The sequence below is a fragment of the Collinsella sp. i05-0019-G5 genome (genome assembly GCF_042851345.1).
In the GTDB taxonomy this organism is placed as follows: domain Bacteria; phylum Actinomycetota; class Coriobacteriia; order Coriobacteriales; family Coriobacteriaceae; genus Collinsella.
This window is the reverse complement of sequence record NZ_AP031421.1, coordinates 900722-922475: the sequence shown is the minus strand read 5'-3', so window position 1 is coordinate 922475 and position 21754 is coordinate 900722. Positions and strand designations below refer to the sequence as shown.

17 protein-coding genes and 1 riboswitch are annotated in these 21754 nt (G+C 57.0%); of the genes, 5 read left to right on the top strand and 12 right to left on the bottom strand.

The genetic code is table 11. From position 1 onward, the window contains the following. Positions 1-66: 66 nt before the first annotated feature. Positions 67-390: a hypothetical protein gene (locus ACGHIZ_RS04125; protein WP_195544160.1), complete on the bottom strand. Its 324-nt coding sequence runs from the start codon at positions 388-390 to the stop codon at positions 67-69. A 2-nt stretch (positions 391-392) separates the two neighbouring features. After that, a complete protein-coding gene (locus ACGHIZ_RS04120) occupies positions 393-1580 on the bottom strand; it encodes an N-acetyldiaminopimelate deacetylase (protein WP_390449352.1) in 1188 nt (395 codons plus the stop codon). 144 nt (positions 1581-1724) lie between these two features. After that, positions 1725-1893: riboswitch (Lysine riboswitch) on the top strand. 65 nt (positions 1894-1958) lie between these two features. Between ACGHIZ_RS04120 and dapA the strand changes: the two genes are divergently transcribed. Genes dapA through dapD form a run of 3 tightly spaced genes read left to right on the top strand, consistent with a single transcriptional unit; the run spans position 1959 to position 5760 of the window. After that, a complete protein-coding gene (gene dapA / locus ACGHIZ_RS04115; protein ID WP_195544159.1) occupies positions 1959-4268 on the top strand; it encodes a 4-hydroxy-tetrahydrodipicolinate synthase in 2310 nt (769 codons plus the stop codon). Beyond that, positions 4261-5001, top strand: a complete 741-nt coding sequence (gene dapB / locus ACGHIZ_RS04110; RefSeq protein ID WP_390449349.1) for a 4-hydroxy-tetrahydrodipicolinate reductase — start codon at positions 4261-4263, stop codon at positions 4999-5001. The genes dapA and dapB overlap by 8 nt, the downstream gene beginning before the upstream one ends. A 39-nt stretch (positions 5002-5040) precedes the next feature. Beyond that, a complete protein-coding gene (gene dapD / locus ACGHIZ_RS04105) occupies positions 5041-5760 on the top strand; it encodes a 2,3,4,5-tetrahydropyridine-2,6-dicarboxylate N-acetyltransferase (protein ID WP_117564410.1) in 720 nt (239 codons plus the stop codon). Between the two features lie 255 nt (positions 5761-6015). Here the strand turns inward: dapD and ACGHIZ_RS04100 are convergent, their stop codons facing one another. The 9 genes from ACGHIZ_RS04100 to ACGHIZ_RS04060 all read right to left on the bottom strand — a co-directional run bounded on the left by ACGHIZ_RS04100 (position 6016) and on the right by ACGHIZ_RS04060 (position 16937). Continuing rightward, positions 6016-7020: a nucleoid-associated protein gene (locus ACGHIZ_RS04100; protein ID WP_349088630.1), complete on the bottom strand. Its 1005-nt coding sequence runs from the start codon at positions 7018-7020 to the stop codon at positions 6016-6018. 111 nt (positions 7021-7131) lie between these two features. Next, positions 7132-8292, bottom strand: a complete 1161-nt coding sequence (locus ACGHIZ_RS04095) for a DUF2974 domain-containing protein (RefSeq protein ID WP_390449345.1) — start codon at positions 8290-8292, stop codon at positions 7132-7134. A gap of 127 nt (positions 8293-8419) precedes the next feature. Further along, on the bottom strand, positions 8420-9370 hold the full coding sequence (locus ACGHIZ_RS04090; protein ID WP_006234343.1) for an L-lactate dehydrogenase: 951 nt from the start codon (positions 9368-9370) through the stop codon (positions 8420-8422). 201 nt (positions 9371-9571) lie between these two features. After that, positions 9572-10735 (bottom strand): pyridoxal phosphate-dependent aminotransferase, encoded by a 1164-nt coding sequence (locus ACGHIZ_RS04085; protein WP_006234344.1) that lies wholly within the window; start codon positions 10733-10735, stop codon positions 9572-9574. 118 nt (positions 10736-10853) lie between these two features. Beyond that, positions 10854-12854, bottom strand: coding sequence for an NAD(+) synthase (locus ACGHIZ_RS04080; RefSeq protein ID WP_196022592.1), 2001 nt, complete (start codon positions 12852-12854; stop codon positions 10854-10856). 311 nt (positions 12855-13165) lie between these two features. Continuing rightward, positions 13166-14929, bottom strand: a complete 1764-nt coding sequence (locus ACGHIZ_RS04075; protein ID WP_390449341.1) for a B12-binding domain-containing radical SAM protein — start codon at positions 14927-14929, stop codon at positions 13166-13168. A gap of 14 nt (positions 14930-14943) precedes the next feature. Then, positions 14944-15486 carry a hypothetical protein gene (locus ACGHIZ_RS04070; RefSeq protein WP_196022590.1) on the bottom strand — a complete coding sequence of 181 codons (543 nt, stop codon included), beginning with the start codon at positions 15484-15486 and terminating at the stop codon, positions 14944-14946. Between the two features lie 7 nt (positions 15487-15493). Then, positions 15494-16678, bottom strand: a complete 1185-nt coding sequence (locus ACGHIZ_RS04065) for an MFS transporter (protein ID WP_215673814.1) — start codon at positions 16676-16678, stop codon at positions 15494-15496. Continuing rightward, positions 16656-16937: a DUF2087 domain-containing protein gene (locus ACGHIZ_RS04060; RefSeq protein WP_196022588.1), complete on the bottom strand. Its 282-nt coding sequence runs from the start codon at positions 16935-16937 to the stop codon at positions 16656-16658. Before ACGHIZ_RS04060 ends, ACGHIZ_RS04065 begins: the two co-directional genes overlap by 23 nt. Before the next feature lie 492 nt (positions 16938-17429). Between ACGHIZ_RS04060 and ACGHIZ_RS04055 the strand changes: the two genes are divergently transcribed. Both ACGHIZ_RS04055 and ACGHIZ_RS04050 read left to right on the top strand, forming a co-directional pair. After that, entirely contained in the window at positions 17430-18383 is a 954-nt protein-coding gene (locus ACGHIZ_RS04055) for a hypothetical protein (protein WP_161144876.1), read from the top strand. Between the two features lie 138 nt (positions 18384-18521). Continuing rightward, complete coding sequence (locus tag ACGHIZ_RS04050) at positions 18522-19823, top strand: hypothetical protein (protein WP_390449336.1); 1302 nt, start codon at positions 18522-18524, stop codon at positions 19821-19823. A 103-nt stretch (positions 19824-19926) separates the two neighbouring features. Here the strand turns inward: ACGHIZ_RS04050 and ettA are convergent, their stop codons facing one another. Continuing rightward, positions 19927-21606 (bottom strand): energy-dependent translational throttle protein EttA, encoded by a 1680-nt coding sequence (gene ettA / locus ACGHIZ_RS04045; RefSeq protein WP_390449333.1) that lies wholly within the window; start codon positions 21604-21606, stop codon positions 19927-19929. Positions 21607-21754 lie beyond the last annotated feature (148 nt).

Sequence of the window (21754 nt, the reverse complement as noted above, 5' to 3'; positions counted from 1 at the left end):
GGGTCGGATGGGCAAAGCGCCCATCCGACCCCTTTTTCGTTTCATCCTCAAGAAGCTTGTCGAAGCCTACCCCACCGTGATGGATTCCCCAGTAAAGGTGCTGATGAGCAGCAGGATAAAGAACGCCAAGTAACTGATGCTCAGCGGGTACGCAATAATCAGGAAGACGACCCAGCCGACATTGGTGTTACCGTCGGCACGGCGTTGCTCGCGATTGCGGCAGAGCCAAATCGTCACGCCAATGGCCACAATCAACAGCACAAGTGCCGCTGCCGCCAGTCCAGCAAGCGCAAACATCACGCCAATGCTCACAGCAATAACCGGGAGCAGCAGCAAGCCGCACCCGCACCCACCCGGACTATACACGGCAGACTGTCGACGTCGTTCCATCGTCACTCCAAGTCAAGCAATCGTTTGTAGACATCGAGTCCTTTGAGCAGGACTTCCTCGTCAAAGAGCATGGTATCGGTGTGAAGGGCACTCATCGCATAGGCTGGGCAGCCATCAGCGTCAATCGGGTTTTCTTGCCCCTCTGGCACACCCGTGCCCAGCAAGAAGAACACACCCGGCAGATGGCGCTGATAGAAAGCGAAGTCCTCGGCAATCAGCAAAGGCTCATCCACGAGCTGCAGCTCGGGCAAAGCAGGCGCGACATTGGCAAATAGCTCGGGGTCGTTGTCAACCGGCGGATAGCCCTCGGCAAAGTCGAGATCGTACGTGCAGCCCGTTGCAGCGCATGCCTCATCAAGCACGCGGTGCACGCCCTCGCGTGCACGGTCGAACATGTCGTCTGTAAACACACGCAGGCTGCCGGCAACATGGGCCTCCCCCGCCACCGCGTTGCAGACGGTGCCGGCCTGCAGCAGGCCGAACTTACCAATGCAGGGCTCGTCGGCACCCAACTCGTCCATCAATTCGCGCTCGGCGACCAAGAACTTGGCAGCCGCCAGCGCCGCATCGTGTGATTCGTTTACGGGAACGCCGTAAGTCTTGGCGATATGGATACTTGTCCCGTGAATGCGCACGTGCGTCTCACTCGAGCGCGCCAGCAATGGACCGGAGCAGCTCACCAAAGTGTTTGCAGGCAGGTCGGGCCATACGTGGAACCCGAAGATGCGGTCGGCCCCATAGCGCTCGAACACACCGCTCTCGCATACCGTCTTGGCACCACCGGTCGTTTCCTCGGCCGGCTGGAACACAAAGAGAACATTGCGCCTAATGGCGCCCGGATGCTCGCGAATCGTACGGTCGACATACGTCGCGGCGGCAAGCGCCATGGCCATGTGTCCGTCATGTCCGCAAGCGTGCATCTTGCCGGGATGGGTTGAGGCAAAGGCCGCTCCCGTCGCTTCCGCGATGGGCAGCGCATCCATATCGGCGCGAATCGCCGTGGCACGCACGGCACCAACGCCAGCGTCGAAGAAAGCGCAGACGCAGCTGGGACACGGATGGGTCACCTCGCAAGCGAGCGGCGCCAACACGCCCTCGATATAGGCGATAGTCTGCGGAAGATCGAAATCGAGCTCCGGAATGCGATGGAAATCGCGGCGATAGCGACGGAGTTCTTGGAGCTCGGTCATAGAGAATCCCTTCGTGAGGCACATCTGTTGCAACTTATTGTGATACAGGATTGTGGCACACATGTTTCCAGCATATTGCTGCATTTTTTAAACGTTATATACGAATACTCTTGTTTGGTAAAGTGCAACGTGATAGGGTCGTTACCACTTGATAGAGGCGCGGGCACGAAGAGCCGCGGGCGAGCCGGCAGGCTTTGACCCCGTGGGGAGGCGAAACCCGCCGAACTGGGTTTTTCGGGCACGAACAACCTGGTGGGCCTGCGGGAAACACCCACAGGACTGTCTGCAGCAATGCGGGAGCGCTATCCGGACATTGGGTCCACGCTATGCGGATTCGATGCGCAGATGGCGCCGTCTGGATAGCGAGGTTTACGGGACATGGCATTGACCCCCAACGAGGCATATGCGGCCAAGCAGCCGTTTGTGGACAAGGAGACACTCGAGCATATCGTCGAGCAGTTCCCCACGCCGTTTCATCTATACGACGAGGCGGGCATCCGCCGCAACATGCAAGAAGTGCGCGACGCCTTTGCATGGAACCCGGGCTTTAAGGAATACTTTGCCGTCAAGGCCAACCCCAACCCGGCGCTCATCTCCATTCTCAACGAATACGGCTGCGGCTGCGATTGCTCGAGCTATACCGAGCTCATGATCGCCCGCTCGCTGGGCATCACGGGACACGACATCATGTTCTCGTCCAACGACACGCCAGCTGCCGACTTTGAGCTCGCCGACAAGCTGGGCGCCATCGTCAACTTTGACGACATCAGCCACATCGAGTTCTTTGAGCGTGTTGCGGGGCCCATCCCCAAAACGGTCAGCTGCCGCTTTAATCCGGGCGGCCTGTTCCAGCTCTCCAATGGCATCATGGATAACCCCGGCGATTCCAAATACGGCATGACCACCGAGCAACTCTTCGAGGCCTTCCGCACGCTCAAGGCCAAGGGCGCCGAAAACTTTGGCATCCACGCATTCCTTGCCAGCAATACCGTCACCAACGACTACTACCCCAAGCTCGCGCGCATCCTCTTTGAGCTTGCCGCGCGCCTGGAGCGCGAGACCGGCGCACATGTCGCCTTCATTAATCTGTCCGGCGGCGTCGGCATCCCCTATCTGCCCGAGCAGCAGGCCAACGACATCCACACCATCGGCGAGGGGGTACACGCGGCATACGACGAGATCCTGGTTCCCGCCGGTATGGGCGATGTGGCCATCTGCACCGAGATGGGCCGCTATATGATAGGCCCCTACGGCTGCCTGGTCACCAAGGCCATCCACGAGAAGCAGATCTACAAGGACTATATCGGTGTCGACGCAAGCGCCGTCGATCTGATCCGCCCTGCCATGTATGGCGCCTACCACCACATTACGGTGATGGGCCAGCCGGGTGGCGCCGACAAGACCACAGTACCCGTTACGGACACCTACGACATCACGGGCAACCTATGCGAGAACAACGACAAGTTCGCCATCGATCGCGAGTTACCGCATATCGACATGGGCGACCTGCTTGTGATCCACGATACCGGTGCGCATGGCTACTCCATGGGCTACAACTACAACGGACGTCTGCGCTCCGCCGAGGTTCTGCTGCGCCCCGATGGCTCAGCCGACCTCATCCGCCGTGCCGAGCGCCCGGGCGATTACTTTGCCACGCTCGACGTGCTGCCGAGCGGCCGAGAGCTGCTGGCCAAGTCGCGCGCCGAAAGTGCCCGCCGTCGCGCCCAAGACGAGCGCTTGGCCGTCGCCGCCCAATGGAATAAGCGCATCCAGATCGCGGAAGCGAAGGAGAAGAACATGGATATCCGCAACCTCGAGGGCTCAATCGTCGCCCTCGTCACGCCGTTTAAAAAGGACGGCAGCGTCGACTTTGACGCACTCGAGCGCCTTATCGATTTCCACCTGCAAAACGGCACCGACGCCATCCTCACCCTGGGCACCACCGGCGAGAGCGCCACGATGACCGATGACGAGGACAACTCCGTCGTCGCCGCCGTGGTCAAGCATGTTGCAGGACGCGTCCCCGTCATCGCCGGCTCGGGCTCCAACTCCACGCAAACCATGCTCACCAAGTCGCTCACTTACCAGGGCTTGGGAGCCGACGGCCTGCTGCTCATTACCCCCTACTACAACAAGTCCAACGAAGAGGGTATCTATCAGCACTTTAAGACCGTCGCCGATGCTGTGGACATCCCCTGCATCCTGTACAACATCCCCGGCCGTTGCGGCTGCGGCATCAGCGAGCGCAACGTAGAGCGCCTGGCCGCACATCCCAACATCATGGGTATTAAGGAAGCCTCTGGCAACGTCGCTTACGCGGCCAAGATCGCCCACCTGCTGTCCGACGACTTCCGCATGTACTCGGGCGAGGACGCCCTCACCGTGCCGCTCATGAGCCTGGGCGCTTCGGGCACCATCAGCGTGTGGGCCGACGTTCAGCCGCAGCTCGTGCACGACATGTGCCGCGCCTATCTGGACGGCGACGTGGAGCGCGCCCGCGATATCCAGATTGCCGGCCAGCCGCTCATCAATGCCCTCTTTAGCGAGGTCAACCCCATCCCCGTCAAGGAAGCACTCGCCCAGATGGGTATGATCGAGGCAAACTACCGCATGCCGCTGTGCCCCATGGCAGACGACACGCGCTCCGCACTTACCGATGCTCTGAAAGGAGCTGGTCTGCTTGATTAAGACCGTCATTATGGGAACGGGCCGCATGGGCTCGCTCATCCGCACCACCGCCGAGGGCATTGTCAACACCGCTGGAGAGCCCGTTTTTGACATCGTCGCCCAGATCGGCTTCGACTTGTCCGAGCTCGAGAGCGCACCGGCCGCCGATGTAATCATCGACTTCTCGAACGTCGTGACCTTCGATGCCGTTGTCGCCTATGTCGAGCGCACGGGTGCCGCACTCGTTTCCGGCACCACGGGCTATACGCCCGAGCAGGTGGATCGCCTGCGCGAGCTGGGTCAGAACGCCCGTGTTATGCACTCGGGCAACTACTCTATCGGTATCGCCGCCCTGCGCCATCTGGTTGCCCAGGCCACGCGCGAGCTGCCCGGCTTTGACTGCGAAATCGTCGAGACGCACCATAATCAAAAGGTCGACGCCCCCAGCGGCACTGCCAAGTTGTTGCTCGACGCCGTCGTCGAAGCCGAGCCCGAGGCAGGCTACCACCCCGTCTATGGCCGCGAGGGCATGTGCGGCGCGCGCGACCCCAAGGAGATCGGCATGCACTCGCTGCGCGGCGGCACCGTCGCCGGCGTGCACGAGGTAAGCTTTTTCGGCCAGGACGAGGAGGTCACGCTCACGCACCGCGCCACGAGCCGTCAGATCTTCGTCAACGGCGCCCTGGCAGCCGCGCAGAAGCTCGTCCCCCGCGAGCCTGGCTTCTATACGTTCGACCAGGTCATGTTTGCCTAACCAGGTATCAACCGGATCCACTCAAAGGAGAGACAGCAAATGAGTAATGCAGCCGAGATGGACGCACAGGAGATTATCAACTACATCGCAACCGCGCCCAAGAAAACGCCCGTCAAACTGTACGTGCGCGAAAAGCCGGGCATGAAGGTCCAGTGGGGCAATGCGCACGTCTACGGCGGTCGTCGTGGCAAGACCGTCTTTGGTGACTGGGATGAGCTCAAGGCAATCCTCGACGCCAACGCCGACTCCATCGACTACTACGACGTAGAGAACGACTGCCGCAACTCCGCCGTGCCCATGCTCGACCTCAAGGGTATCAACGCCCGCATCGAGCCGGGCGCGATCATCCGCGACCGTGTCGAGATTGGCGATCGCGCCGTCATCATGATGGGCGCCATCATCAACATCGGCTCCGTCATTGGCGAAGGCTCCATGATCGACATGGGCGCTGTGCTGGGCGGCCGCGCCACCGTGGGCAAGAACTGCCACATCGGCGCCGGCACCGTGCTGGCAGGCGTCGTGGAGCCCGCCAGTGCCACGCCCGTCATCATCGAGGACGACGTTATGATCGGCGCCAATGCCGTGGTCCTGGAGGGCGTGCACGTAGGCAAGGGCGCTGTCGTTGCCGCCGGCGCCGTGTGCGTCGAGGACGTCCCCGCCGGTGCCGTCGTGGCCGGTGTCCCCGCCCGCGTCATCAAGATGCGCGACGAGAAGACCGACAGCAAGACCGGCCTGGAAGAGGGCTTACGTCAACTCTAGGGTTACGCGGTTTTCACCAAACCGCGTAACTAGTCGACGCTGCAAACGCCCCAGAGCGGCAATCTGACGTTCAATCGTCGGGCATGACCAAAAGGTCAATGCCCTCCTCTTTCACGTCACCTTGCTCGCTCTGGGGCGTTTTCGCTGACGTATGCCCAACCTGCGGCGCAATGTCAGCAACCAAGCCGAAAACAAAAAAGGCCGAAGTCCCGAAGGGCTTCGGCCTTTGCTTTCTCGCTGTAGGCGCAACGCAACTTATCGATTCTCGATGCTACCGATATTTTTGAGCTCGATGGAGATGAGGCCGTTAGGCTCATTGACGAACTCGATATACTCGGAGTTCGAACCCATCTCGGCCGGGAAGCTGATCTCGATGCCCGTGTCGGTACGAATCTTGTGATTGCGCACGGCCGCGCGTTCGACCTGCTTGCGCTCCACGGGCACGCGCTCGGGCACCTTCTCCTCGGTCAGCGCCGCACGCACGTTCTCCTTGATAACCGGCTCGTCCTCAAAGACCTCATCGACGATATCCCAAGGCGGCAGCTCCTCGTCATCCTCAACCTTCTCGGCAACGGCAACCTTAACCTTGGCGAGTGCCACGGCCGTATTGGCACCATGCTCCTCGGCGACTTCCTCGACCACACGCGTCACGGTGTCGATGACCTCCTTGCCCGATACACCCGTGTCGCACTGCAGCAGGCCATCGGGGATAAGCATACGGTCCTCGCCGGCAATCTTGCGCTTCTTGTCCACGTAGCCGATCTCCATGGTACTCGCGCGCACGATGGCATAGCTCGGCACCTTTTGCGAGGGGTTCGGCAGAATGGCGTAGTGGCGCGCGATGTCGTTGCGTACCTCCCCCTCCTCGCGGCCCACTTCGTGCATAAAAGCCTGCTTGGAGCCCAGCAGCATCACGGCAAACCAGCGGGCATCCTCATCGTCGTCAAAATCGGCCACGAGCACGTCGGTGGACTCGGCTTTCTCGGCTTTGGTGAGCTCGGAAGAGATGAACTCCGCAATCTGCTGCGACAGGTCCACGAACTCGCGCTCGCCAAAGAAATAGCCCTTGAGCTCGCCGCCAAACGCAGAGTTCTCGGCAAACGTGGCACGTTTATTGTCGGCCGAGGTTCGTGCGCGGCGCAGATGCGTGGTCACGAAGTTGCGCACGGTACGGCTTTCGATATCGAGCTCGCGCTGGCTCATAACGTTAACGGCAGAGTCAAAGTCCAGGATATGCAGAATCGCGTGATTGATTTTCATATACGGCATTCCGTTCTAGATCGATTTCGGCACGAACCAGTATAGCGGTCGAGCCCGCCCCAAGCGCATCGAAGATTGCTGCATTGGGGCCAGGTTTCTCTGCACCAATGGTTAACGCAGGAGCTCGGACTGCCAGGCCTCGAGTTGTTCTGCCAGACTCTTACCGGCAGCGGACATGTCGATCTGAGGGCGTTTGGGCAGCAATGCACATCTAAGGATTGCCGCGATGGTCTGCGAAACAAAATGGCGCGTATCCTTGTCAAAGCCTTGGGCGGCCCGGAGCATCACAGGCAGGTTCTCGCGCATGTTCCCGGCGATATCCGCAAAACGTTCGGCGCCCGTAGCCTCAAACACGGAGAACAACGCTTCTACAAAACGCTCGCGCTCGCCAGGTGACACTGCAAGCAGCATCTCGCGAATAGAGCCATCAACATATCGCGCGCCAGCAGACAGGCGTTCGCAATACACAAAATCGCAGCCGTCGACCACCCAGCTAAAGGGATTGTGTTGCAGCAGGCTAAACTCGGTGCTTTCGACGATAGCGTAGTCCTCTTGCGTCTCGAACATCATGCCGAAGATCGAAGACTGGGGCAGGGTTTTATCGATACGACCAGAAAGGCTCGCAAAGGCGTCTCCGTTCAGAAACTCCTCGACAAAGCCAGGGCCATCGTGGGAGAAGACCCGCTCAATCCGGTTACGAGCACCGCTTGAGCACATCGCTGCACCATACACAGCCAGATTTCCACCCTTGGAATGACCTCCGCACAAAAGTGGCCCGTCAATCGCATCCGCCGCCTCGTCTACATAACGCGCCGCGGATTCCTGGGCCGGCACAGGACACCGGAACGCCATGTTAAAGTCCTCTTTCCAGCCCACAATCGTGCTGTCGGTCCCCCGGAAGGCAAGATAGCTAAACCCCGCCGGAAATCGGAACGTCATGGCCGCAAACTGCTCCGTTGTCTCGGCATCACTCACGCTACGATAGCCGCAAACACGAACGCCACGGTAGCGAGGGCTTGCTGCCACAGCCTCCAACAGGGCACGGCTCCCCTCCGGATCCCACAGGTCGCCAATCATGTCTTGGTAGCACTCGGCGCGCAGCAGCTCGCGTACGTCTAGGCCCTGCCAGTTCGTCAGCTCCGCCATATCACCCGGCAAACGCAAATAGGACAACCACGCAAAGACCAGGCTATCCACCGCGCAGAACGGCCGTTCCTCAAACGGATCAAACGCCGTCTGGGCATAGGTCAAAAAATTAGGCGAATCCGACATGGCCCTCCCATCAACTATGGTGCATTGGGGTGGTGCAAAGTAACCTGACCCCCTCGCACCAAAAAGACGCCCGGACCGTGTGGCCCGGACGCCTTTCATTGTAGCCTGTTGCCCAAACGAGCCGAATTTAGCAGGAGAAGTCGACGCTGTCGATGATGTCCTTGAGGGCCTTGGCGGAGGCGGTGAGCTCATGCTGCTCGTCATCGTTCAGCGGCACGGGGACGCGGCAGACGACGCCGTCGCGGCCAACGACCGTCGGCATGGAGATAGCCAGATCGGACAGGCCATACTCGCCCACCATGAGCGAGGAAACGGGCAGAACGGTCTGCTCATCGCGCATGACAGCGGTGCAGATGCGCTTGACGGCCATGGCGACGCCGTAGTAGGTGGCGTGCTTCTTCTCGATGATGGTGTAGGCGGAGTTCTTGACGTCCTCGGCGATACGCTTCTCGGCAGCCTCGTGCTCCAGATGACCGTGAAGCTCGCAGAAGGTGTTCAGCGGAACGCCAGCAACCTGAGCGCTGGACCAAGCGACAAACTCGGAGTCGCCGTGCTCGCCCATGACATAGGCCTGGACATCGCGCGGGTCAACCTCGACGTGGGCACCAAGCATCTGCTGCAGACGGCCAGTGTCGAGCACGGTGCCGGAGCCGATGACATGGCCCTCGGGCAGGCCGGACATCTTGATGGCAGCATAGGTCAGAACATCAACCGGGTTGGAGACGATTAGCAGAATGCCGTCGAAGCCGGACTTCTTAATCTCGGGGATAATGGACTTAAAGATGTTAACGTTCTTGTTGACCAGGTCCAGGCGGGTCTCACCGGGCTTCTGGGCAGCGCCAGCGGTGACGACGATCATGGCGGCGTCGGCGACATCGGAATAATCGCCGGCGTAGATCTTCATCGGCTCGGCAAACGTCATGCCGTGCGCGATATCCAGAGCCTCACCCTCGGCGCGGTTCTTGTCCACGTCGATGAGGACCATCTCGGAGAACAGACCGCTCTGCATCAGAGCGAACGCCGAAGACGAACCGACGAAGCCGCAGCCGACAATAGCGACCTTCTTCTCGTTAACCATTAGAAACTCCCATCTCTCTCCACAAACAAGCCGCCCGGGAACGACCCGAGCGGCTTGCCGTAATCCCAATACATCCAATCGGGACTTTGATTATGCTCCTATTCGCAGCCAAAAATCGACCGTTTACCGAAATTGTTTGCAGAATTCGTAAAATAACTGCACGAAATCGGTTTCGAGCTATTGACGAGTCGAAATAGGTTTCTAATACAGGCCCGCCTCGCGAATGGCCTCGACAGCCAAAGCGATCTGATCGGGCGGCAGGACCAGCGCCATGCGCACGTGCCCCTCGCCCGAAGGGCCAAAGCTCGCGCCCGGCGTCACCACAACGCCGGCCTTCTCCATGAGCTCCTCGCAAAACGCCATGGAATCGGTGCGACCACCGGGAAGCTTGGCCCACACAAACATAGAGCCATGCGCGTTGGGACGCTCCCAGCCCAGGCCCTCAAGACCGTCGCACAGGGCATCGCGGCGTTCCTGGTACTTCAGACGCTGCGCCTCGACCTCATCGCGCGGACCGTTCAGGCACGCGATGGCGGCCTTCTGAATCGGGAAGAACATACCAAAGTCGATCTGGCCGCGCAGCTTGGCAAAGGCAGAGACCACATCCTCGCGACCGACCAAAAAGCCGATGCGGGCACCGGTGACGTTAAACGACTTGGAGAGCGAGAAGAACTCAACGCCCACCTCGAGCGCGCCGGGATACTGCAAGAAGCTGCCGCCGGGCTCGCCGTCAAACACGATGTCGGAGTACGCGTTATCATGGACGATCAACAGATCATGCTCGCGGGCAAAGGCGATAATCTCCTCGTAGACCTCGGGCGTGCCCACCGAGCCGACCGGGTTCGCGGGCAGCGACACGATCATGTACTTGGCACGATCGGCAACCTCGGGATCGATACCCGCCACATAGGGCAGGTAATTGTGCTCGGCAACCAGCGGATAGTATTCGAGCTTGGCATCGGCGATCTTGGCACCCGCCTCAAAGACCGGGTAGCACGGATCGGGAACCAAAATGGTGTCACCCGGATCGAGCAGGGCAAGGCCCAAATGGCCCACCCCCTCCTGCGTGCCGTTGCACGACTGCACCATAGACGGCGTAATGCCCGAAACGCCAAAGCGACGCTCATAGTAATCGCACACGGCCTGCTTGAGTTCGGGCAGGTCGCGCAGGGCATACTTCCACATCTCGGGATCTTGGGCTGCCTGCGTGAGCGCCTCGACCACATGGTCGTACGGCTTAAAGTCGGGCGTGCCCACGCTCATGTTGTAAATGGTCTTGCCCTGAGCCTTCAGCGCGAGAAGCTTGTTGTTGAGCGAGGCGAAGACCTCCGCGCCAAAGCGGTCGAGACGCTGCGATGCCTGCATGGTGCCACCTTTCGATATAAAAAACGCGGCGCTCCGACAAGAGCGCCGCGCGATACGGGCCATCAGATTGCAAAAGTGTAACGCTTGCAACCCCCGTATTGGTTCAATTTAGCCAACCTTAGTCAACTGGATTGAGCGCGTCGATCTGCGCAAGCCACAGACGCGAGCTAGCGTCACTCGGCATACGCCAATCGCCGCGCGGGCTGAGCGTCACCGAACCCACCTTGGGACCATCGGGCAGGCAGCTGCGCTTAAACTGCTGGGCAAAGAAGCGACGGTAGGACGTACGTAGCCACGTGTGGACGGTCTTGGCGTCGTAGACGCCCTCGAAGCTCTTGAGCGCCATGCGGTAGATCTTGCCCGGCTCAAAGCCAAAACGCAGCAGGTAGTAGAGGAAGTAGTCGTGCAGCTCATACGGGCCCACCAAATCCTCGGTCTTCTGCGCAATCTCGCCGTCGCCCGTGGGCGGCAGAAGCTCGGGGGACACCGGCGTATCGAGGATGTCGAGCAGCGTCTCGGCAATACGCCCGCCAAACACATCGGCCGCATAGCGCACCAGATGGCGCACAAGCGTCTTAGGCACGCTCGCGTTGACGGCGTACATGCTCATGTGGTCGCCGTTATAGGTAGCCCAGCCGAGCGCCAGCTCCGACAGGTCGCCCGTGCCGATGACAAAACCGCCAGCCTGGTTGGCCAGATCCATCAGAATCTGCGTACGCTCGCGCGCCTGGCTGTTCTCGTAGGTCACGTCCTGCACGGCCGGATCATGCTCGATATCCTTAAAGTGCTGTTCCACGGCAGCATGGATTGAGACCTCGCGGAAGCTCACACCCAAGTCACGAGCGAGCGACTCGGCATTGGACTTAGTGCGGTGCGTCGTGCCAAAGCCGGGCATGGAAACCGCCGTGATACCCGTGCGCGACAGCCCCAGTGCATCGAAGGCACGCACGGTCACAAGCAGCGCTAGCGTGGAGTCCAAGCCGCCCGAAAGGCCGATGACCGCAGCCTTGGTACCTGTGTGGGCGAGGCGGGTCTTGAGGCCCGCAGTCTGCAGACCGAGGATCGTCTCGCAGCGCTCGGCCAAGTCGCCGTGGTCGGCCGGCACAAAGGGCGCGCGCGGGAAAACGCGGTCGATATCGCAGGCATCGCGCAGGACAGGTTCTTCGGCCAGCACGCCCTCAAACGAAAACTCAACGGCCGTGGCCTCCGGCGCATCGTCGGTGCGCGTCCACGTCGTCGAGCGACGGCGCTCGGCAACCAGGCGGTCAAGGTCAACGTCGGCGATGGCCATATCGCAGGTAAGCAGTTTGGTCGCGGCGAGCTTGGAGCCGTTTTCGTAGACGAGGTTCTCGCCCGCAAAGACCATGTCGGTCGTGGACTCGCCCTCGCTCGCGTCCGCGTAGGCATAGGCGCAGTACAGGCGCGCGCTCTGGTTGGAGATTAGGCTGCGGCGGTAATCCGCCTTACCGATAATCTCGTCCGAAGCCGACGGATTGAGGATCACCGTCGCACCGGCAAGCGCCATCTCGGTCGAAGGGGGCGCCGGCACCCACAGGTCCTCGCAGACCTCAACGCCCAGCACCATATCCTCGGCACCTTCATCACAGCAGCGGTAGACAAGCCCCGAACCCAGCGGAACCGGACCCTGACCGGCAAACTCGACCCACACGGGATCTGCAGGCGCCGGAGCAAACCAGCGGCGCTCGTAGAACTCGCCATAGTTGGGCAGATGCTTCTTGGCCGTCAGGCCCAAAAGCTCGCCCGCGCAGCACACGGCGGCGCAGTTGTAGATATTCTCGGCAACCGCAACGGGAAGACCGACGGTAAAGACAATCGACAGCTCACGAGTCTCATCGAGGATATGCACCAGAGCAGCCTCGCAGGCATGCAGCAGCGTGCGGTTATGGAGCAGGTCGGCCGCGGTATAGCCGCACAAGCTGAGCTCGGGCAGCACCAGCGCGCGAACGCCGCGCTCGGCAGCCTCGCGAACAGCCGCCAATGCAGCCTCGACATTGTCCTCGACATCGGCAACGCGAATCTGCGGCGACGCCGCCGCCACACGCAAAAAGCCATCGTTCTTATTAGCCGAAACGCAGCATTGCCTTGTTGATCTGGACACTGGAGGCCCCTTCTACCCTGAGATTCAGTCTAACGGACGTTCACATATCTCTAACTAGCCAAAGCAACCTCCCAGTTTACTGAGAGGCCAACCTGTGCTAAGAGCATGTATTTCAATAATATCTTTAATTAAAAAGGAGAAATCGATAATCGACTTCTCCTTTAAGCGAGGCGAGTAAATTCCGAAACTAATGGCAGAATTTATCCATGTAGTCCTCAAAGTCGAACACTTCTACCACGACGCCCTCTTCCTGAAACTCTTTCAGTTGCTCCAAGAGATCTTTGTTAATAACGTCCATGCAGAAACCTCCTCTATCTAATCAATTGTAGTATATCTGCTTTCATGCAATTATCAACCAACTTGTTTAGTTGCTCCTCGTTTGCCGATAGTCCCTCTTTTTTCAAAATGTCGCGCACCTCGTTCTTAGTAATCGGCTTTTCAAACAACGAAAGCAAAGCGAACGAAAAATCATTAACCGCACACATTCTATGGGTGGCACAACTCAGCAGTACTCTTAACCCCTCTTTTGAGCGTCCGACTTCTTTCACAAACGAACTTTTAACCAATTGAAAACCATTATCGTGCATTACATAATCGGCATCGATATTTGTATTCAGCAATCCATAATGCAACAGTTCTTCTATCGCCCTTGTCAGCTCGAGGTCGCCCTGATCAAGGATAAGAGAAATGCTACAATCGGCCTCCAATAAACGGGCCAACTTAAGGTATACCAACTGGGAAACAGCATAGACATGATGGTATTCAGAATTATAGAAGTAGGCAAATGGCTCAACGAGCACGACAGAGGTCTTGGAATCCAGCCAGATTCGATCAGCTGGATTTAGACTAGTTAGCCGTCGCTTTACTTTGGTCAAATGTCCCTTATACCTGACAGCGTGAATAGAATCTAGGATCCAGGTCACCTCTGAAATATGAAGCCGCTGGGGCAAGTCAATTGTGTCGCTACCGTTTATGACCTCTTGCATATAAAAATCAATATGATGCTCATCAGATAAGGATTTTGCTTCATTTAAAGTTAAACCAGTGCCTGAAACATAATCCACTTCGAGGCGCAAATCCTCATATTGGGACTTCGGCATTACAGAGACACCATACTTATCGGGATGATTCCAAACATCCGACCCCATAACGAGACCAAAATTCGTAAATCCTCTCGTGGAATATGGAACACCACATACCTGTTTTGAATAATTCAAAACATTCTCTGTATAAGCTAAGGTGTTCAGAGCCTCTTCTTTAGTTTCGGTCGGAAAGCCAATCATAAAGAATAGATGAACAGGAATACCCGCATTGAGACAATCATGGATATTGCGATCAATCCAATCAACTCTCGTGTTCTTCTTCATTAGATCAAGAACTCTTTGGTTGTATGACTCGAGGCCAAACTGAATCTGCCTACATCCACTTTGGTATATCTTGTTGAAAACGTCTGTACTTAGGGTTGGAGAGAACCTCGTTTCTCCATGCCAGAAAAACGTTTTTCCCGATGCGTTTATTTCATCCGCGAGTTGCTCCATTCTTTTGCCTTCGAATGTTTCATCCACAAAAGAGAAAACTCTCGTGCCGTATTTTTCATTTAACCGACACATTATTTCAAATACTCTCGATATAGGCATCTTTCGGTAACAACCACCGGTAGCACCGGGAATGGTGCAGAAGGCGCAATGATTAAAACACTGCCTAGAGGAATAAACCGGCAATATTAACTCAGGCATGAAGTATTTAGAAAGGGCGAAGCCATCGAAATCGGGAACTGTATCGTTGATAAATGTTTGCTCAATCCGATGGTTTTTATATATCTTTCCACCTTTAGCATGGCAAAGGTTTGGAACACAGTCGAGATTGTCATCACCAGAGTCAAGAGCCTCAAGAAGACGTGCAAGCGGCTCTTCGCCGTCATACATCATTATCGAATCAATGTATTCAAAAAAGGGATGCCATTCTTTCATGCAGTCATCTGCTAAACGAGTAATGTAATTGCCGCCCAATGAGACGTGTTTAACAGATGGACATTCTTCTTTAATCAGTTTCGCTAACGTAACTGCAGAAATCAATTGGAAACAGCCGCTCACCGAAATCCCAATAAACTCGATTTTTCCCTCTGAATACGCTTAAGAAAGGCAGTTTCATAGAAGGAAATAAACGGATTATGCAAGGTATCCGCAAGCGATTTCATTATTTCTGGTGTCGAATAATAATCATAGGGCAGATCTATGGAGTTGAACGTGTATTTAACTCCATATGAGACGTGATTTATGATATAGAGTGCATTTCTAAAAATGTTTTCAGCATATTGTCTTTCTTTTAGATTAAAGTATCTCTTCGATCTGAAAATATCTTTTGCCTCGTCAACATTAAGTGCTGACTTTTGTATCAACTCGATTGTTAATTGAACATTCGAACTAAACGAATCCTTTGATTCCCGATACCTTTTACAGCACTCTTCGACATGTCTAAAAGATAGGAGGTCATCGTAAAATTCCACGTTTAAGTCAACAATGTCAACTTTGTATTGTTCAACCTCTTGAAGATATGACTTCAAAACAGGCAAGGCAAGATACGGCCCCACTGGACTCCATCCTGGGGGAAATACTAAAAGCGTTTTAGGCATATCAACGTCACATCTTTCGCAAATAATTCAATTGAAACACAACTACCATCATAATTGAAAATACACCAAGTCCTGTAACGAGAATTGAGAACATCGCGATGCTCGTGAACAGCGAAACAAGGAGTGTTGAAATAACAACAGCAACCGATTGCAAAGACTCCCTAATTGAAAACAGGCTCATCGATTCAGATCCGTCTCTCGCCAAATCCTGCAGCGATGTTATGAGAAGCACATCTTGAATGGCGTTTCCGGCACCGACGATAAAAAGGAAAATAAACGATATCCCAGACGCATAGCGATAGCCAAACGCCAGATACGCACCGAGCGCAAGATACGTCACAAAACAATATGATTTAACGCAATCGGAACCACTGATTAAACGACCGTATATTGTATTTCCGAACAACAGTCCGATTGTAAGACTACTCTGAAGGAATCCGTATTGTATCGATGACGAGTCAAATTGCAATTGCGCTATAGCTGGCAAAAGAGAATTCAGAGAGCCGAATGCCACGCCACTAGAAATATCGATTAATAGGAAACCAATTGCCAAGTGCTTCGCGTTAAGATCACTAAATGCAGTCCAGTTTTTTTCATTTTTGCTTATCCCCTCTTTATCATTAACCTCGATAACCGACGGAACATCTCGCAGCAACCAGAACGACGCGGCAAAAGAAAGCGCGTCTAATGCAAGAACAGCCTCCGCCCCAAATTGAGCGACAACAAAACCGCCGGCAACTGGCCCCAGAACCATCATCAAATTCTGCAGAAACCCAAACGAATTATTAATTACGTCGCGATTGATACTATTCGTATTGGCTCTTAACAACGAGTAAAAGCAGGGCATTTCAACCGTTCGGCAAAGCGATACCGCGCACGTAATAGCAAACATACTCCATTTACTATCAACAAAAATATAGCAAACGAATAATCCCGCGCGAATTAAGTCTGCCAATCTCATGGCCTGCAGTGTCCCGATACCCATCTTCTGAGGCAGCTGCGCGAGCGCAACTGAAAACAGAGCGGGGGCAAATCTGCAGCAGACCATCAAAGCAGTTGCAGAAACATCGTGAGTTACCTCGTAAATCAGCATTGGCAAAGCAATATTCGCACACCAATTGCCTATTTCGCTTATCCCTCTAGCAATATATAGGACCCGAACCGGACGGCTAGCTCTCAATACCGTGAACATCAGGATTAACCTCGTATTTCAGGCCTCGCTCATCCCTTAATAGGAATCCATAATCAACCAAGTACCGCCTCAACACGGCATAATCAGGATAGAGCTGTGACAGCACACGATTAACCTGAAGCTCCGTATAACTTGTATTTAATTCAAAGAAAGAGACGGCCCATAGCAGCATGATTCTTTTATAGCTTTCCTTTTTTGGAATTGAAACCAGCTCGCCATTCTTGAGAAATCGTTTTTTAAAGTCTATTAGCTCATCCATTCACATCCTCCATTTCATACGCATCTAATACTAAAAATGCATACGCTTTAGGTCATCGTATTCGGCTTCTTTATTCGAACTAAACTCGAACTAATCTAAATTATTTGCTCAAACACTCCTCGAAAGCTCGTTTTTCACTCTGAGTAAAATGCCCTTCCCAGTCAGTCCACGAACAGGAAGGCAACTCACAGCGAGCGGAGTCGAGGCCTCTACCGTCGGTCGTTCAAAATGCACGATAACCTTTTCGATATCCCCATCTGTTATCAGGTCAGAATGAACGACCTCGGTACCGTCTTCGAATGTCATATACGGGTACATCACGTAAACCACCTCGCAATCGTTAATCCAGTTTAGCATCAAGCTATTGCACCAAAGACAGCAAGCCCCCTTGATGAGTTGATGGTATCTGTTAAATGTCACGTACGATTCACATCTGGTGGGTACCCTGATGGCTACACGAAACGAAGCAGATTTACACCGGGAGGACCCCGTATGACAACCAAGTACACCGACGCGCCGCGCACACGTGTCATGACGCCGGCATCGCTCAACAACGGCGTTCACGAAAACCATTCCATCGGCCAGACCATGGCCATCGCGCCCAAAAAGGGCCTGTTTGACGACATTTCCATTCCCCAGATCATCGCCGGCGCCGCAGCTGCCGCTACGAGCGTCGCGCTTGCCTCCAAGATCGGTATCGCCGGATCGGTGATCGGTGCCGCTGTGAGCTCGGTCATCACCGTTGTGTCCTCGCAGGTCTACCGCCACTTTATCTCTGCCAGCGCCGAAGCCCTCAAAGGTACGCACGCCACCGTCGACTACCCCGCCGGCGCCTATGAACCCGTTGAATTAAATGCCGAGGAGCACTTAGGCGGCGCCGCGACTACCCAGGAGATGCGCCAGATTGCAGGGCGCGCGACCACGGCGCGCGTCGCCCCCGACAGCCTGCGCGCCAAGGCGGCGGCAGAGCGCAGCCAGACGCAAAAGAAGGTCATCATCTTCTCGATCGCCATCGCCATCGTCGCGGTTATCGCCTGCACCGCTGCCATCCTTATCACCACCGCCGGTGAGGGTCTGGGCGAGCGTCCCGAGCCGATTCTGTCGTCACGCACGACCGAGCACGACGCGGACAGCACTGGTCAATCGCAAAGCCAGCAGGACGACTCGCAGGGCACCTCCGCATCCACCGACTCGTCCTCGAACACCCCCGATCAGTCGCAGGGCGCCGATTCTTCTGTGAACAACAACGGTACGCAATCCGGCACAACCGACTCAAGCCAAACGACTGACGGCTCTCAACCGAGCACGGGCGACCAGACGAGCGACACCACGTCGGGAACGGGCTCAGCAGACAGCAGCAACACCAGCAACTCGAACAGCTCGAGTGGAACCGCGTCCGGCACGGCATCTGACAGCTCGAGCCAAGGCACGGCATCGGGCAACTAAGCACGTTTGCCCCTCATAGATAATCGACCTGTATAACGGGCGCGAACCGGCAACGGTCGCGCCCGTTTGCCTTGGGCGCCGAGGTAGCAAGCCCCGCGCGATGGTAAGATGCTTTGGTGTGTAAAGAGGAGATTTGCCATGAGCAAGACAATAGTTAAGCCCACGCTATCGCTGGGCAACCACATCTATCTGTATCGTCTGCTGCGTGATGCGATTGGGTGCGGCAAGCAAACGTTTATGACGCAGGTCGAGGAGGCGCTCGCTGCTGGTGACATGGCCGCTTATGACCTGGGCTTCGAGTCCACGCGCGAGCTGCTCGAGGAGCTCGACGACTGCATAAGGCTGACCGTCTTTAAGGGCGGTCGCCTGTATGCCACGCTCATCGCCAACGAGGCCTGGGATGCCGCCCTTGCCAAGGGCGAGGACAAGCCCAAGGCTGCCAAGGGTGCCAAGCAGTCCTACAAAAAGAAAAAGCGCGGCGAGAAGGACCTCAAGGCCGTGCGCCCCAAGCACGTTAAGCGCGCCGAGCCCGAGCCCGTGGCCGAAGTCGCTCCGGAGCCCGAGCCCGAGGCAGAGATCGAAGTCGCTATTGAGGTAACGGCAGAAGCCGACACCGAAATCACCGCCACGACCGATCCCGAAGTCATATCCGAGCAGGAAGCCACTGCGGAGCTCAACGAAGCTCCCAAGTCGACAATCGAAGAAGCCGCTGACCAGCCCGAAACGCCTGCGTTCCAAAACAGCGATGTCTTTGGCGACGAGACCGAGGACGATCAGCCCGACGAGCCCGACGATCAAGGCGCTACCGAGTCGGCGCCGGAGCCCGAGACGCCGCAGCCCGCCATCTCGCTCACGGTCGTCTATGACCCCGAGAACGCAAACGCCGGCATCACCACCATGGCCTCCACGCCCATCGAGGCAAAGCTGCCTGTCGAGGCAGAGGACTCCCCGCAAGCCGATGCCAAAACCGAGACTGAAGACACATCCGTCTCCGTGGAACCGACAGATTCCGCAGTTAAGCCGGAACCGGTGCCTGAGTCTGCACCCGTCATCGAGTCCGCATCCGAACCTGTCTATGACCAGATTCCCGCACCGGCTCCGGTCCCCGCTGCAGCACCGGCCCCCGCACCCGCAACGCCCGCCATCCCCGAGGACTTCCCCGTCGATTTCGCAACCGAGGTCTTCTGCCCCGGCCCGCTTCTGCACCAGCTGTCGACCTATCTCCCCTACGGCGCCGATACCCTCGGCATTGTCGGCGAGTACTACTGGATCGCCCGCGAACGCGGCACCATCGAGGCCGCGCGAAACCGCGCAATCTTCCCCCTGCGCTACACGCAGGCCGGCGAGCGCCACGAAGTCACCGTGCGCATCCGCCGCAACACCACCGGAGGCCTCGGAGCCACCTGGACCGTCGACAAGGTTGAAGACTCCAACGAATAGCAAAACGCGGCGAACGTCACAAAAACGTTCGCCGCGTTTTTTTATTTTCCCAGGTTGAGCATAAGTTCGTGTGACAAAGGGGCTGTCCCTTTGCCACATCAAACTAGTCCCTGGTAAGTTTCCTGTGGATACGATGCGGCTGGGCTGCGTCCTCGCCCAGGCGCTCGATGCGGTTGGCCTGATAGGCCTCGAAGTTACCCTCAAACCAATACCAGTTGCCCGGGTTCTCATCGGTGCCCTCCCACGCCAGGATGTGCGTGGCAACGCGGTCCAAGAACATACGATCGTGGCTAATGACCACCGAGCAGCCCGGGAACTCGAGCAGCGCCGCCTCGAGCGAGGACAGCGTCTCGACGTCGAGGTCGTTCGTGGGCTCGTCGAGGAGCAGCAGGTTGCCGCCCTGCTTGAGCGTAAGCGCCAAGTTCAGACGGTTGCGCTCGCCACCGGAGAGTACGCCGGCGCGCTTCTGCTGGTCCTGGCCCTTAAAGCCAAAGCTCGCCACATAAGCGCGGCTCGGAACCTCGGTCTCGCCGACCATCATGTGATCCAGGCCGTCCGAGACGACCTCCCACAGGTTCTTATCGGGGTCGATGCCGGAACGGTTCTGGTCGACGTAAGAAATCTTGACGGTCTCGCCCACCTCGAGCTCGCCCGAAGTCAGCGGCTCCAGGCCAACGATAGTCTTGAAGAGCGTAGTCTTGCCCACGCCGTTGGGGCCGATGACGCCCACGATGCCGTTGCGCGGCAGGGTGAACGAAAGGTCATCGATGAGCACGCGACCGTCGAACTCCTTGTGCAGGTGATGGCCCTCGAGCACCTTGTTGCCCAGACGCGGACCCACAGGGATGCGGATGTCGGTCCAGTCGAGCTTCTGGCTTGCGCGGGCCTCGGCCTCCATCTCCTCGTAGCGAGCCAGACGGGCCTTGTTCTTGGCCTGACGGGCCTTGGGCGAGCTGCGCACCCACTCGAGCTCGGCCTCCATGCGCTTGGCGAGCTTGGCGTCGCGGTTGCCCTGAGCCTCGATACGCGCTGCCTTGGTCTCCAGATACGTGGAGTAGTTGCCCTTGTAGGGATAGAGGTGACCGCGGTCGACCTCGCAGATCCACTCGGCAACGTTATCCAGGAAGTAGCGATCGTGTGTGACGGCCAGCACCGCGCCCTGGTAGTTGTGCAGGAAGTGCTCGAGCCACAGGATCGACTCGGCGTCCAGGTGGTTCGTGGGCTCGTCGAGCAGCAGCAGGTCGGGAGCCTCGAGCAGCAGCTTGCACAGGGCCACGCGACGGCGCTCGCCGCCGGAAAGCACGCTGACCGGCATGTCGGAATCGGGCAGCTGCAGGGCGTCCATGGCCTGGCCGAGCTTGGAATCGATATCCCAGCCGTCGGCGGCATCGATCTCGTCCTGGAGCTTTCCCATCTCAGCCATGAGGGCGTCCATGTCGCAATCCGGGTCGCACATCTCCTCGCCGATCTTGTTGAAGCGATCGACCTTGGCGATCATATCGCCAAACGCCATGCGCACGTTCTCGATGACGGTCTTGTCGTCGTCGAGCGGCGGCTCCTGCTGCAGGATGCCCACGGTGTAGCCGGGAGTGAGCCTGGCATCGCCGTTGGAGACCTCCTCGATACCGGCCATGATCTTGAGCAGGGTCGACTTGCCCATACCGTTGGGACCCACGACGCCGATCTTGGCACCGGGATAGAAGCTCAGGGTCACATCGTCAAGGATCACCTTGTCGCCATGGGCCTTGCGAGCCTGATACATTTGGTAGATAAACTCCGCCATATGCCTGTTTTATCCTTTCTACCTGCTGTTTCCCTATTCTTGATTCGCTTTAGTGGAAACGAAATGAGGTAACCAGCTCTGAAACTTAACGAAAAAGGGGCATGGTTGCCCACACCCCCTAATACTACCTGGGAAAAGTCCCCCAGAA